The 13,032-nt window shown below is 41.9% G+C and carries 15 protein-coding genes; 8 read left to right on the top strand and 7 right to left on the bottom strand.

Annotation, left to right across the window (positions count from 1 at the left end; genetic code table 11):
• Positions 1-46: 46 nt before the first annotated feature.
• The 4 genes from EZ437_RS06560 to EZ437_RS06545 all read right to left on the bottom strand — a co-directional run bounded on the left by EZ437_RS06560 (position 47) and on the right by EZ437_RS06545 (position 3,997).
• On the bottom strand, positions 47-1,063 hold the full coding sequence (locus EZ437_RS06560) for an asparaginase (RefSeq protein ID WP_131594399.1): 1,017 nt from the start codon (positions 1,061-1,063) through the stop codon (positions 47-49).
• A gap of 2 nt (positions 1,064-1,065) precedes the next feature.
• Entirely contained in the window at positions 1,066-1,833 is a 768-nt protein-coding gene (locus tag EZ437_RS06555) for a TatD family hydrolase (protein WP_131594397.1), read from the bottom strand.
• A gap of 111 nt (positions 1,834-1,944) precedes the next feature.
• Positions 1,945-2,937 (bottom strand): FKBP-type peptidyl-prolyl cis-trans isomerase, encoded by a 993-nt coding sequence (locus tag EZ437_RS06550; protein ID WP_131594395.1) that lies wholly within the window; start codon positions 2,935-2,937, stop codon positions 1,945-1,947.
• Positions 2,938-2,986: 49 nt separating this feature from the next.
• Complete coding sequence (locus EZ437_RS06545) at positions 2,987-3,997, bottom strand: DHH family phosphoesterase (RefSeq protein ID WP_131595215.1); 1,011 nt, start codon at positions 3,995-3,997, stop codon at positions 2,987-2,989.
• 124 nt (positions 3,998-4,121) lie between these two features.
• Between EZ437_RS06545 and EZ437_RS06540 the strand changes: the two genes are divergently transcribed.
• Positions 4,122-4,541: a nucleoside-diphosphate kinase gene (locus tag EZ437_RS06540; RefSeq protein ID WP_131594393.1), complete on the top strand. Its 420-nt coding sequence runs from the start codon at positions 4,122-4,124 to the stop codon at positions 4,539-4,541.
• Between the two features lie 89 nt (positions 4,542-4,630).
• Positions 4,631-5,365, top strand: a complete 735-nt coding sequence (locus tag EZ437_RS06535) for an FKBP-type peptidyl-prolyl cis-trans isomerase (protein WP_131594391.1) — start codon at positions 4,631-4,633, stop codon at positions 5,363-5,365.
• Positions 5,366-5,593: 228 nt separating this feature from the next.
• Here EZ437_RS06535 and EZ437_RS06530 read toward each other — a convergent pair whose 3' ends face one another.
• Together EZ437_RS06530 and recF are read right to left on the bottom strand one after the other, a co-directional pair.
• On the bottom strand, positions 5,594-5,884 hold the full coding sequence (locus tag EZ437_RS06530) for a DUF721 domain-containing protein (protein WP_131594389.1): 291 nt from the start codon (positions 5,882-5,884) through the stop codon (positions 5,594-5,596).
• Between the two features lie 81 nt (positions 5,885-5,965).
• Positions 5,966-7,069, bottom strand: a complete 1,104-nt coding sequence (recF, locus tag EZ437_RS06525; RefSeq protein WP_131594387.1) for a DNA replication/repair protein RecF — start codon at positions 7,067-7,069, stop codon at positions 5,966-5,968.
• Between the two features lie 156 nt (positions 7,070-7,225).
• On the opposite strand from recF, the gene EZ437_RS06520 reads away from it, so the two are divergent.
• The 3 genes from EZ437_RS06520 to ytxJ all read left to right on the top strand — a co-directional run bounded on the left by EZ437_RS06520 (position 7,226) and on the right by ytxJ (position 9,006).
• The gene (locus EZ437_RS06520; RefSeq protein WP_131594385.1) at positions 7,226-7,894 is read left to right on the top strand and encodes a tetratricopeptide repeat protein; all 669 of its coding nucleotides are present in this window, start codon (positions 7,226-7,228) and stop codon (positions 7,892-7,894) included.
• A gap of 73 nt (positions 7,895-7,967) precedes the next feature.
• On the top strand, positions 7,968-8,459 hold the full coding sequence (ribH, locus tag EZ437_RS06515) for a 6,7-dimethyl-8-ribityllumazine synthase (protein ID WP_131594383.1): 492 nt from the start codon (positions 7,968-7,970) through the stop codon (positions 8,457-8,459).
• Between the two features lie 214 nt (positions 8,460-8,673).
• Positions 8,674-9,006, top strand: a complete 333-nt coding sequence (gene ytxJ / locus EZ437_RS06510; protein ID WP_131594381.1) for a bacillithiol system redox-active protein YtxJ — start codon at positions 8,674-8,676, stop codon at positions 9,004-9,006.
• Here the strand turns inward: ytxJ and EZ437_RS06505 are convergent.
• Positions 8,996-9,400 (bottom strand): OsmC family protein, encoded by a 405-nt coding sequence (locus tag EZ437_RS06505; RefSeq protein WP_131594379.1) that lies wholly within the window; start codon positions 9,398-9,400, stop codon positions 8,996-8,998. The two genes, ytxJ and EZ437_RS06505, sit on opposite strands and share 11 nt — an antisense overlap.
• A 93-nt stretch (positions 9,401-9,493) precedes the next feature.
• Between EZ437_RS06505 and EZ437_RS06500 the strand changes: the two genes are divergently transcribed.
• The 3 genes from EZ437_RS06500 to lipA all read left to right on the top strand — a co-directional run bounded on the left by EZ437_RS06500 (position 9,494) and on the right by lipA (position 13,005).
• Positions 9,494-9,955, top strand: coding sequence for a (2Fe-2S)-binding protein (locus EZ437_RS06500; RefSeq protein ID WP_205942658.1), 462 nt, complete (start codon positions 9,494-9,496; stop codon positions 9,953-9,955).
• On the top strand, positions 9,956-12,049 hold the full coding sequence (locus tag EZ437_RS06495) for a xanthine dehydrogenase family protein molybdopterin-binding subunit (protein WP_205942657.1): 2,094 nt from the start codon (positions 9,956-9,958) through the stop codon (positions 12,047-12,049).
• 77 nt (positions 12,050-12,126) lie between these two features.
• Positions 12,127-13,005, top strand: coding sequence for a lipoyl synthase (gene lipA / locus EZ437_RS06490; protein WP_131594375.1), 879 nt, complete (start codon positions 12,127-12,129; stop codon positions 13,003-13,005).
• Positions 13,006-13,032 lie beyond the last annotated feature (27 nt).

The raw sequence follows: 13,032 nt of genomic DNA, 5'->3' as shown, positions 1-13,032 counted from the left end.
TTAATATTAAAATTTCCCTGCGAACAACAAATACTTAAGTTTTACTTTAAGCAGTTAATTCACCCCTTAATGGTTGCTCCATCAGTCTCATTACTTCAGTCCGGGGTAATCCTTGTCCCATTAAGTGCATTAATTTGGCAATAGCTGCTTCAAAAGTCATGTCGTATCCGCTAACAATACCTATTTGCTGAAGTTTTTTACTCGTCTCATACATACCAAGCTCCACAGAGCCTTGTTGACACTGGGTAATCCCTACGATGATCTTACCCTCATCCAGCGCTTCCTGAAGACATTCAATGAACCAGCTGGCAGTAGTAGTATTTCCGGCCCCAAAACTTTCCATAACAATAGCATCCACAGGGGAATGTGTAATTGCCTTTACCGCCTGCGATGTGATTCCGGGATACAACTTGAGTACCCCTATGTTTGAATTGACCTTTAAATGAACCTTTAATGGGCAGACCGGGTAAGGCAAAATATAGTTACGAAAGAAAGATAAAGTAACTCCCGCCTCGGCCAGCAAGGGATAATTTGGAGAAAGAAATGCCTCAAATTTTTCTGAATTGTATTTTATCGACCTGTTGCCTCTGAACAATTGATAGTCAAAATAAATACAAACCTCAGGGATCATTGCTTTCCCGTTATTCTTAGTAGCAGCGATTTCCAGTGCGGTAATTAAGTTCTCCTTAGCGTCTGTCCGGATTTCCCCTATAGGCAGCTGAGAGCCTGTAAGCACTACCGGCTTGCTCAAATTTTCGAGCATAAAGCTTAGGGCAGCTGCGGTAAAAGCCATCGTATCAGAACCATGCAGTATTACAAAGCCATCAAAATCATCGTATTTTTTCTCTATCAGTTGCGCCAGCTCCGCCCAGATCACCGGTGTCATATTAGAGGAATCTATTATGGGATCAAATGAATGTACATCCAGGTTGTAGTTTAGCCGCTCCAGTTCAGGTACATTCTGCTGAATCTGTGCAAAGTCGAAAGGGATTAGCGCGCCTGTTTTAGGATCGTTAACCATCCCGATCGTCCCCCCCGTGTATATAATAAGTATGTTGGTCATTACTAAATATTAAAGACAGCGATAGAATTGGCAGTGGTTATCTCAGCCACTTCTTCTGTACTGATCTGGTAAATCTCAGCCACTTTTTCTGCAATATACAGCAGGTAGCTGCTCTCATTGGGCTTACCTCTGAATGGTACCGGCGCCAGGTAAGGAGAGTCTGTTTCAAGAACAATGTGCTTTATGTCAATACCCTTCAGCACCTCTGCCAGTCCGCTATTCTTATAGGTCACCACACCACCGATCCCAAGATAAAAACCCAGGTCAATTGCATGCTTTGCCTGTTCAGTATCACCTGTAAAACAATGAAATATCCCTCTTAACTTTTCATCCTTTTCTTCGTCCAGCACTTCAAATATCTCATCAAAAGCTTCACGGCAATGAATTACAATGGGCAGATCCAGATCTTTGGCCCAGTTGATCTGTTCCTTAAATGCTGCTTTTTGAAACTCAAGCGTGGTCTTGTCCCAATGCAGGTCTATTCCAATCTCTCCAATAGCATACACCTGCCTGTCGGCAATGCGGCCACAGATCTCGTCCAAAACCAGCTCATAATCCTCCTTTACATCACAAGGGTGCAGACCGGCCATGGCAAAGCAGTTTTTCGGATATTTAGTTACCAGATCATCAATTTTGCTAATTGATGCAATATCTACATTAGGAAGGAATAGTCTTTCTACCTTATTATCAAAACAACGCTGCATGAGCAAAGCTTGTTTTTCCTGATCTGTTTCGTAATAAAGGTGCGTATGGGTATCCGTTAAAAGCATGAGCAAAGTTAATAAAAAAACCTACCCTGAACCAATAAATGAAAAACCCTGCCGGTACTATACCAGGCAGGGTTTTTCATTTATTTAATCCAGGAACTTGTCCTTTATCAATTATTTCTTAACTACCGGTGGTGGTGGCGGCGCTATAGTAGCTCCTGCTTTCGGTTTGATGATATCCACTACTTCAACATCAAAATACAAAGGTGAATAAGGGCCGATCTTAGCCTGAGGCTGGCCACCTTCACCATAAGCAAGTGAAGAAGGGATTAGTAAAGTTGCTTTTCCGCCTTTACCCAATAATTGTACACCTTCATCAAATCCAGGAATTGCATTTCCTACTGTAAATGCACGAGGAGCATATTGGGCCATTGCATTGTGAATACCAGCGTCTTTAGCTACTTTCTCGTCTGTGGTATCAAATACATTATCTTTACCGTCAGACTTTTTAGTCAGCAATTTACCAGTATACTTTAATTTGATGGTATCACCAGGCAATGGTTTTACAGCACCTCCCGGTGTGGTAATCACATACTGTAATCCTGAAGGAGAAGTTTGCAGTTTCAAGTTACTATCACCCACAAATTTCTTGATCTTTCCTGCTTCAGCATCTTTCATCTTAGCTACACCTGCAAGGTAATCTTTCTGGAAAAATTCCTGAGCTCTTTTCTGGAATGTAGAATCAGCTTCATTTGCTCCTTTCTTGAATACCTTTTCAATTTTAACTGTAAAAATCAGGTAGGTATCTTTAGCATTCGTCGGTGGCTTTGGCTGACCGGTATTTTTTGCCATTGTATCAAGGTTCAACTTGAAAGTAGCACTATCGCCTTCACCAAAAAGGAAAAGTACGTCATTCATGTCACCAGGATATGCCATTTTTCCAACCGGAAAGATTTGGCCCTGGCCAACATCATATGTATTGAACATCACTGAATCTTTTTCACTTTTCTGAATAAAGTTCACTTTGATTACATCCCCTTCTTTAATTTTCTCATTACCACCATCTTTGTGGATCTGATACACTAAACCTCCCGGTCCTTTTTTGTAATTGTTACAAGCAGCCAATCCAAGTGTAGCTGCGAAAAGAATAATTATACCTTTCTTCATGTGGTTGTTTTAATTTTTCGTTTATATATATATTTTAAAGTTCTCGTTCCTATTGCAATAACTGGGTTTTATACTCTGTCAGTATTGATTTAAATTCAGCTACTGTTTCTTCCAGATTTTTTTCAGAAACACCTCCTGCAGCATTCCTGTGACCACCTCCGCTAAAAAATTTCTTGCAAATTTCATTAGCCGGAAAATCTCCGGTGGAGCGCAAAGATAATTTAACTTTATCAGTTCTTTCAATAATAAATGCAGCTAGTTTAATACCATTAATAGAGAGCGCATAATTCACTATTCCCTCAGTATCACCCGTTACGATATCAAACCTGTTCAATTCTTCTTTGGTAACCGATATAATTGCCGTATTAAATTCTCTCAATACTTCTAATTTATTGCTTATGCAATGACCCAAAAAGCGTAAACGGTTTTCTGTTGCATTATCGTATACCAGCTGATGAATTCTCCAGTGCTCTGCACCGGCATCTATCAAATCTGCAGCAATACGGTAAACAGCAGAGTTAGCAGAAGCAAACCTGAAAGAACCTGAATCCGTCATGATGCCTGTATATAAGCAGGTAGCGATGTCTTTATTCATGCGTGCTGCATCGCCCAGTTCATTTACAATAAAATCATAAACCAGCTGTGCAGCCGCACACGCATTGATATTCCAGTGGCGGTAATCGTCAAAATCTTCCGGTTCCAGATGATGGTCTATCATCAGCTTATAGGCATCTGAGGACCTGACCAGTTCACCAAGCTGATTGATTCTTGTCAGACTGTTAAAATCGAGACAAAATATCAGGGCCGCTTCAGCTACCAGTTTTGCAGCTTCTTCAAGCTGCTCTGTATAGATAATTACATCAGAATTATTGGGCAGCCAATGCAAAAAATACGGATAATCAGTTGGTGTGATTACCTTTACATGATGTCCTAATTGTATTAAATAAGCATATAAACCTAAAGACGAGCCCATGGCATCACCGTCAGGTTTATGGTGCGTAGTAATCACAATTTTCTGCGGCGTAGCCAGCAATGTTTTTATTTCTGAGATCGACAACATAATTTTCGGTCGCAAAGCTAATGAATTAATGATAAATTGAAGCCTATTAAATTTTTATGTAGGTTTCAACCTTTAATATTATAACTATAAAACGTATTTTTGCACAAAATATCAAAATTTAAAGATGAGTACAAACAGAACTTTTACCATGATCAAGCCTGATGCAGTAGCAAACGGCCATATTGGTGCGATTATCAATGACATTACTACAGCCGGATTTAAGATCGTAGCATTAAAATACACCAAACTTACGGCTGAAACAGCAGGTCAGTTTTACGAAGTACACAAAGATCGTCCATTCTATGCTGACTTGGTAAGCTTTATGTCTTCAGGACCCATCGTTGCCGCTATCTTAGAAAAAGACAATGCTGTGGAAGATTTTAGGACTTTAATAGGTGCTACCAATCCTGCTCAGGCAGCCGAAGGAACCATTCGTCAGAAATATGCAAAATCTATCGATGCAAATGCCGTTCACGGTTCAGATTCTGACGAAAATGCTGCTGCAGAAGGAGACTTCTTCTTTACAGCTGGCGAGCGTTTTTAAGATATTACACACGTTAATTAGCCAATAAGCACCCCAACAGGTGCTTATTTTTTTATTTACTTTGTATCTTTCCACACAATTTTATAAAGATGAAGAAGATCATTATCACATTTTTATTGCCGTTATGCGCTTTTACGGCCATGTCGCAAACCAAGAAAACCACAACCGCAGCAAAAAAAGTAACTCCGGTTAAGACGGCAGTAAAAGCGGGCACACAGCCTATTTTCAAATCAAATCTTGATTCTGCAAGTTATGCATTAGGCGCCAAGATGGCATCAGGCATGAAGCAAGACGGACTTACCTTGTTAAACTACGATCTTTTAGTAAGAGGCTTTAAAGACGCATTTGCAGGATCGGCATTTTCTATCCCTGAGGAGAAATTTAAGCAGGCAATCGGTGATCTTTTCAATAAAGTGACCCAACAAAAATATGCTCCCGCAATCGCAGAAGGAAAAAGCTTTTTAGAGAAAAACAAAACACAGACTGGTGTACAGACCACCCCAAGTGGCTTGCAGTACCTGGTGCTTACAAAAGGCACGGGCATAAAGCCGGCAGCATCCGACACGGTACTGGTACACTATAAAGGAACTTTACTTAACGGAACCGAATTCGATAGCTCTTACAAAAGAGATCAACCACTATCATTGCCATTAAACAATGTGATCCCAGGATGGACGGAAGGAGTACAACTTATGTCTACCGGTTCAAAATACAAATTCTTTATCCCTTACAACCTGGCGTATGGCGAGGGGGGTCAGGGCGAAATTCCACCTTACAGCACCTTGGTATTCGAAATAGAATTGCTTAAGGTAAATGGCAAGTAAATTTAAAACCATTATCATAAATATTTGTTAGGTACTAAAAAAACAAAGTTTATGACAATTAAAAGATACTTTCCACTCGCAATTATTGCTTTCCTGTGCACAACTTTAACAAGTTGTGAAGTAATTGGTGACATCTTTAAAGCTGGTATGGTAACCGGAATTATCGTTGTCGTATTAGTTATTGCCGTGATTATCTGGCTGGTAAGCAAAGTATTCTAAAACAGGGTTTTACAGAAATACAATATCCGTAATCACTTCAGTTCCGGCTCGTTCATTAATTTTTTGAATGATGCCGGTCCTGACCATTAGCAATTCGTTTTTTACTACAGACGATTCAATTCTCACAAAAAGCTTCTTCTGGGCTATATAGATCTGCGTAGTCCGGTTTGCAACTGCTTTTCCCATTAATTCCGGCCAAAAGTTAATAACAGAAGTTTCATCAAATCTTCCTTTTAATTTATAGACATTCAGCAGTTTCCCTATTCCTTCTTTGAGGGTAATGTCATTGGGCTTACGCATGATTTTCAATAGCTAGGTTGAATGTTTCCACCATACAAACCTAAATAATATCCTTCATATTTACCATATAAATTAAATCAGCTATGCATGGTTTACTGATCCATTATTTACCTCAAACAGGGTCACCGGCACATTAATTTTATTAAAGATGAACAGCAACCTTTCCCTGCCTGTATCTGTAATAAATATCTGTCCAAAGTCCTGATGAGATACCATTTCCATCAACTTGTGCATCCTATTGTCATCCAGCTTGTCAAAAATATCATCCAGCAACAGTAAAGGTTTAAACCCCTTGTGTTTTTGGAGATACGCATATTGAGCCAGTTTTAGCGCAATTAGAAAAGACTTCTGCTGGCCCTGCGATCCAAATTTCTTTAAAGGCATGTCCGCAATTGTAAAGATCAGTTCATCTTTATGGATTCCGGTAGTGGTCCGCTCCAGTATTTTATCTTTTTCTACAGACTGTGCCAGCAAATGTTTAAAGGCCGTATCGCTAAGCTGGCTATGGTAATGAAGGCTTACACGCTCAATCCCTTCCGTAAGGAACTCATAATATTTATCAAACAAGGGGATGAAATCCAGCATAAACTGCTGTCTTTTAGCAAAGATCTTGATTCCCGAAGCTACCAGCTGCTCATTGTAAATCTCCATGAGTGCGGGATCATAACTCCTCGTTACGGCAATCTGTTTTAGCAAAGCATTCCGGTTTGCCAGGTGACGATTGTACAAGATCAGCTCATCCAGGTAGTATGCGTCGGTCTGCGAGATAACATTGTCCATAAAACGCCTCCTTTCCTCACTACCTTCCATGATGATATTGGTATCATAGGGAGAGATCATTACCAGCGGGAAAAGTCCTATATGACTGGCCAGCTTATCGTATTCTTTTTTATTTCGTTTAAAGGATTTTTTCTGGTTGCGCTTTACCCCACAGGTGATCTTTTCATTTTTGTCTTTACGGTCAAAATCCCCCTGTATCAGGAACAGGTCTTCAGCAGTCTTGATCTGTTGGCTGTCGATGGGGTTAAAATACCCTTTACACAGGCACAAATAGTGGATAGCATCCAGCAAATTCGTCTTACCTGCCCCATTATTACCTACAAATGCATTTACAGTTTTAGAAAAACTAATACTTGCGTCTGTATAGTTTTTGAAGTTGAGAAGAGTAATATTTTTTAACCACATAATGTATCCCTCCAAAGTTACCGTTTACCTTTGTTATATCAATAGAAAGTGTGATGCTTTATACTCAGCGTATTAAATGTTAAAATTAATCGACAAAAGAGGTTGATACTTTGACCGAAAAATGTATTTTTGCAATCCTTAATTTTTTTAAATAAAATGTCCACAACAGAAAAAGAAACAAATGTAGCCGCAAAAAAGGGCTCTTTTTTACAAGAAAACTCTAAGAGTCTTTTGTTTATTGCAGGCGCCATAGTTATACTAATAGGAATATACATCTGGTATCAAAACGTTTACTTAACAAACAGAGCAGAAGAAGCTTCAGCTAAAATGTACAAAGCAGAGCAGTTTTTGGGTGCAGATTCTTTAGCAAACAAAGCCATAAACGGCGAAGGTGGGTATCCTGGATTAGAAACTATAGCAGACGAGTATGCAAATACTAAATCAGCAAACCTTGCCAATCTTTATTTAGGCGGAATTTACCTGCGTAAGGGAGAATACAAAAAAGCCATTGAATCTCTGGGTAAATATTCAGATACCGGCAGTCCTGTAGCAGATCCATTGGCATTAGGTTTATTAGGTGATGCTTACAGCGAACTAAAAGATTATAAACAGGCAGCCACTTATTATAAAAAAGCTGCCGACAAAGCCAGCAACAAGTTTACCTCACCAATGTTTCTTAAAAAACTTGGTTTAGTTTACGAAGCTCAAAAAAGCTTTAAAGATGCTGCAGTGTCTTACAATAAGATCAAAGCTCAATATCCTGAAAGTCAGGAAGCGACTATGATCGACGAATACATAGCCCGTGCAGAAGCACAAGATAAGTAATCACACCGTATTTTGACAAAAGGTTAGCGTTTAACGCTAGCCTTTTTTTATGCCCAATCATTATCTTTGCACTATGGCAACACAATTAAAAAACCTTTCAGACTTTTCACACACTACCGTACCCAATGGTACCGCATACAAATTTGCTATTGCTGTGGCGGAATGGAACGCAGAGATCACCGGCAGCCTTTATAACGGAGCACTAAAAACACTTTTAGCGCATGGCGTGTTGGCCGACAACATACTTTCTATTGCCGTACCGGGCAGTTTTGAGTTAACCAGTGCTGCAGATATACTGCTGAACAAACACGAAGAGCTCGATGCTGTAATCTGCCTTGGCTGCGTGATACAGGGAGATACCAAACATTTTGATTTTATCTGCGATGCAGTTGCAAACGGAATTACCCAGCTAAGTATCAAACACAGCAAGCCGGTAATATTTGGCGTGCTGACCACCAACGACCTTCAGCAGGCCATAGATCGTGCAGGCGGAAAACATGGCAATAAGGGGGATGAGGCGGCCATTACCGCACTTAAAATGGCAGAACTTTCTGCAATTGCCTAATTAATTTGATTTATTCTGCAAAAACCGTAGCTTAGATAATAGTATCTACCACTTAACCATTTACTAATGAAGAAAGTTGCAATATTGTTGCTTGGCGTGTTTTTTGCAATAACCGTTTTAGAAGCTTGCTCTAGCAGACTTTGCCCTGCGTATAGTTCATATCCCGAAGGCAAAAGAAGAAGGGCATAGCCAAAAACTATTTTAACAATACACCATGCAGTGGAAGAATATAACTAACCTTACACAGGTTAATGAAATACAAAAACAACCCGGTTATAGTTTAATTTTTAAACACAGCACACGCTGCTCTGTGAGCATGATGGCCAAAAGGCGTTTCGAAATGGATTGGGAAGTAATACCTGCAGATACCTCGCTATACTTTTTAGACCTGATCAGTTTCAGGGATGTTTCTGCTCAAATTGCTGAGACCTTTCAGGTACATCATGAATCGCCCCAGATCCTGCTCATAAAAGATGGAGATTGCGTGTTAGATGCCTCACACAGTGATATATCGGCAGATGAAGTTGCCGAAGTCATCAATAATTAAAAGAGACCGCCTTTTTAATATCAGGATGCAGGCTGTACATTACAGGACAAGTATTGGCCGACCGTTCAATAATCGTTTTTACCTTATCTGAATAATCACTGGCAGGAAACTGAAAGTTTACTACAATTTCCGCAACCCTCCTGGGTCCTTCTGCCATGACCTTTGTGATCTCGCATGTAGTACCATCAATGTTAAACCCATGTTCATTTGCGGCAATTCCAACAATTGTCAGCATGCAGTTTCCTAGTGAGGTTGCCAAAAGATCAGTCGGCGAAAAGGCCTCGCCCTTGCCTTTATTATCTATCGGAGCATCAGTTATGATCTCCCTGCCCGAGCGCTCATGTATTGAAGTGGTTCTCAAACCACCATTATAGGTTATTTTAGACGTAGCCATATATGATAAAAGTATGGTTGCAAGAATAACGTTAATTTTTAAATTCTTCCAAGTATTTTAGTAAATTTACTTAGTTACGAAGCGCCTTATATTATGATACTTACGATAAACAATATACGCCACGAGGTAAATATCGATGCTGAGGCGACTTTATTAAGTATTTTGCGGGATGAATTAGACCTTACCGGTACCAAGTACGGTTGCGGGGAAGGCGCGTGTGGCGCATGCACTGTCCACGTAAACGGATTGGCTGTTCGTTCCTGCACAACTTCCGCAGGATCGGTAGTGGGGAAGTCTGTCACCACCATAGAAGGACTGGAAACCAATGGGATACTGCATCCCGTACAGCAGGCATTCTTAAAATCAGACCCCCTGCAATGTGCCTACTGTGCATCTGGTATGATCATGTCTGCCGCCGCGCTGCTTAGAGAAAAACCCGCTCCTTCAACAGCTGACATCAATACCGCCATGAATGGCAACATCTGTCGCTGTGGCACTTACCCCAACATTGTAAAAGCCATCAAGCTTGCATCAACTATCTTAACTGCCAAATAAATGAATGCTACAGAAAACCCGTTGGCATTGCCTAACATCGACCGCCGTCAGTTTTTCAAACTGGGTGGCGGACTTGCTGTAGCAATTATTTTACAGGATGTGATTGCTTTTGCTGCTGACCCTTCCGGTACAATTTTGAGTCCGGTGCCTTCCGGTCAGGTAGCTGCCTGGATTCACATTGGGGAAGACAATATGGTTACCGTTTTTACAGGTAAGGTAGAAGTAGGTCAAAACATCCGTACTTCACTAACTCAGCAAGTAGCGGAAGAACTTAATGTAGACGTATCATCGATCAAAATGGTCATGGGCGACACTGATCTGGTTCCGTTCGACAACGGTACCTACGGGAGCCTGACTACTCCGCAGATGGGCACCCAATTACGTCATACAGCAGCTACCGCGCGCCAGGCTTTGCTTGATCTTGCCGCAAAGCACTTTAGTAGTGAGGTGACGTCTTTAAAAGCGGCCGGAGGAATGGTCTCTGACCAAAAAAGCGGAAAAAAAATCAGCTTTGGAGCACTAACAAAAGGTCAGCAGATCCTGATTCCTATTTCCAAACAAATCCCGCTTATTAACCCGGCTGAGTGGAAAACGGCAGGCAAAACAACGCCGAAGGTCAACGACCGTACTTTTATCACGGGCGGACATAAATATGTATCCGATATGAAGATGCCGGATATGCTCTATGCAAAGATCCTTCGCCCACCGGTATACCAGGCTAAACTCCTTACAGTAGATCTGGATGCAGCCAAAGCTATGTCTGGAGTCACCGTAATTCAGGACGGCACCTTTATAGCCGTGGCAGCCGCCAGCCTAAGAAATGCAAATAGCGCACTGTTGGCAATCAAAGCGACCTGGGAAAGTCCTGATCAACCGTCAAAAGCGCAGTTATTTGAATACCTGGTTAAAAACGCGCGCGAAACAGAGCCGGAAACTTCAGAAATAAAACAAAGTCTTACAGCATCGGAACAGCAGCACAGCGATACTTATACTATTGACTACATTGCTCATGTTCCGCTTGAAACGAGGTCGGCACTGGCACAGTGGATCGGCGACAAACTTACTGTTTGGACCGGCACCCAGCGTCCTTTTGGCGTACAACAGGATCTTGCGGCAAAATTTGACATCCCAAAAGAGAATGTCAGAGTGATGGTGCCAGATACGGGCTCCGGATATGGTGGCAAGCACAGCGGCGAAGCAGCGTTAGAGGCGGCACACATTGCCAAAGAAACAAAAAGGCCAGTAAAACTGGCATGGACAAGAAAAGAAGAATTTACCTGGGCCTACTTCAGACCTGCAGGTGTGATAAAAGTCAAAAGCGGCTTTAAAAAAGACGGGGCAATTAATGCGTGGAAATTTGAAAACTACAACTCAGGCAACGCAGGATTGAAACCACAGTACCGGATTCCGAACCAGCAAAATAACTTCCATCCTTCACTCACACCGTTAAAACAGGGTTCATACCGCGGTCTGGCCGCTACTGCCAATGCATTTGCAAGAGAATCGCATATTAGCGATATAGCAAGAATGATCGACATGGACCAGCTCGAGTTCAGGTTAAAAAACCTGGACGATGCCAGGCTAAAAGCGGTATTGGAAGCCGCAGCCAAATCCTTTGGATGGCATACCAAACAAAAACGAAAAGGTTGCGGATATGGGATCGCATGTGACTATGTAAAAGGAGGATATGTTGCTACCTGTGCCGAAGTGATGGTAACAGAGGATAATTTGGTCAAAATTGTGCGGATTACCGAAGCCTTTGACTGCGGCGCCATTGTCAATCCACATCACCTCGAACACCAGATCCTTGGCGCCATAGTCCAGGGCCTTGGGGGAGCCTTGTTTGAATCAGTCGACTTTGAAAATGGCAAGATCCTAAATCCTAATCTATCGGATTACCGCGTGCCGCGTTTCAAAGACACACCCGAAATCACCATCGTAATGGTAAACCGCACTGACATCGCACCTTCGGGAGCCGGTGAGGCACCAATAGTAAGTGTAGCACCCGCCATACGCAACGCCATTCTGCAGGCTACTGGCACAGCACTCAGATCACTTCCGCTCCTGCCGACAGGTAAACTGGAAAGATCTTAAGTGTTTTATGATCTTATTGTGATGCTAAACTCACGCTGGCTTTATAACAATTGAATCCTATTGCTTAACTTTGTGCCATGATCGCACTTCCGGTTGTTTCAGAAAACCCAGTACAACGTAAACCAGATTGGCTTAGGGTTAAGCTTCCTGTTGGCAAAGAATATGCCCAGGTACGCAGTCTGGTAGATACCCATAAGCTTCACACCATTTGCGAAAGTGGCAACTGTCCCAATATGGGCGAATGCTGGGGTGCAGGTACGGCCACATTCATGATCCTCGGCAACATCTGTACCCGTTCCTGTTCATTTTGTGCAGTAGCAACAGGACGGCCGCTTGCAGTTGATCTTGATGAGCCCAACCGGGTAGCCAATTCAGTAAAGCTGATGCAGGTTAAACATTGTGTCATCACCTCTGTAGACCGCGATGACTTAAAAGATGGTGGCTCCATCATATGGGCAGAAACCCTTCAGGCCATCAGACGAGAATCACCGGAAACGACTCTCGAAACCTTGATCCCTGACTTCAGAGGGATCTGGGACAATCTTTACCGGGTACTCGAAGAACGTCCTGAAGTAATGTCTCACAATGTAGAAACCGTAAGGCGCCTTACCAAACAGGTACGTATCCAGGCTAAGTATGACAGAAGCCTGGAAGCACTAAAACGCATTTCTGAATTTGGCTTAAGAACCAAAACAGGCATCATGCTTGGACTTGGAGAAACAGAAGATGATGTATTGGAAGCAATGGACGATCTTGTTGCAAACGGCGTTCACATCTTAACTTTAGGGCAATACCTGCAGCCTACACGCAATCACCACCCAGTGATAGACTGGATCCACCCCGACCAGTTTGCTAAATACAAGGAAATTGGTTTGGCAAAAGGATTAAGATATGTAGAAAGCGGTCCATTGGTAAGATCTTCTTACCATGCAGAAAAACATTTATTCGATTTTTAGTATTCAAACAACCGTCACATAACAATA

This window comes from Pedobacter psychroterrae (genome assembly GCF_004331695.1).
In the GTDB taxonomy this organism is placed as follows: Bacteria; Bacteroidota; Bacteroidia; order Sphingobacteriales; family Sphingobacteriaceae; genus Pedobacter; species Pedobacter psychroterrae.
The sequence above is the reverse complement of the archived record's forward strand: the minus strand, read 5'-3'. Positions and strand labels throughout refer to the sequence as shown.

Coding starts and splice junctions, on each gene's coding strand:
- EZ437_RS06560 (WP_131594399.1), bottom strand. CDS start 1,063: ATGACCAACATACTTATTATATACACGGGGGGGACGATCGGGATGGTT.
- EZ437_RS06555 (WP_131594397.1), bottom strand. CDS start 1,833: ATGCTTTTAACGGATACCCATACGCACCTTTATTACGAAACAGATCAG.
- EZ437_RS06550 (WP_131594395.1), bottom strand. CDS start 2,937: ATGAAGAAAGGTATAATTATTCTTTTCGCAGCTACACTTGGATTGGCT.
- EZ437_RS06545 (WP_131595215.1), bottom strand. CDS start 3,997: ATGTTGTCGATCTCAGAAATAAAAACATTGCTGGCTACGCCGCAGAAA.
- EZ437_RS06540 (WP_131594393.1), top strand. CDS start 4,122: ATGAGTACAAACAGAACTTTTACCATGATCAAGCCTGATGCAGTAGCA.
- EZ437_RS06535 (WP_131594391.1), top strand. CDS start 4,631: ATGAAGAAGATCATTATCACATTTTTATTGCCGTTATGCGCTTTTACG.
- EZ437_RS06530 (WP_131594389.1), bottom strand. CDS start 5,884: ATGCGTAAGCCCAATGACATTACCCTCAAAGAAGGAATAGGGAAACTG.
- recF (WP_131594387.1), bottom strand. CDS start 7,069: ATGTGGTTAAAAAATATTACTCTTCTCAACTTCAAAAACTATACAGAC.
- EZ437_RS06520 (WP_131594385.1), top strand. CDS start 7,226: ATGTCCACAACAGAAAAAGAAACAAATGTAGCCGCAAAAAAGGGCTCT.
- ribH (WP_131594383.1), top strand. CDS start 7,968: ATGGCAACACAATTAAAAAACCTTTCAGACTTTTCACACACTACCGTA.
- ytxJ (WP_131594381.1), top strand. CDS start 8,674: ATGCAGTGGAAGAATATAACTAACCTTACACAGGTTAATGAAATACAA.
- EZ437_RS06505 (WP_131594379.1), bottom strand. CDS start 9,400: ATGGCTACGTCTAAAATAACCTATAATGGTGGTTTGAGAACCACTTCA.
- EZ437_RS06500 (WP_205942658.1), top strand. CDS start 9,494: ATGATACTTACGATAAACAATATACGCCACGAGGTAAATATCGATGCT.
- EZ437_RS06495 (WP_205942657.1), top strand. CDS start 9,956: ATGAATGCTACAGAAAACCCGTTGGCATTGCCTAACATCGACCGCCGT.
- lipA (WP_131594375.1), top strand. CDS start 12,127: ATGATCGCACTTCCGGTTGTTTCAGAAAACCCAGTACAACGTAAACCA.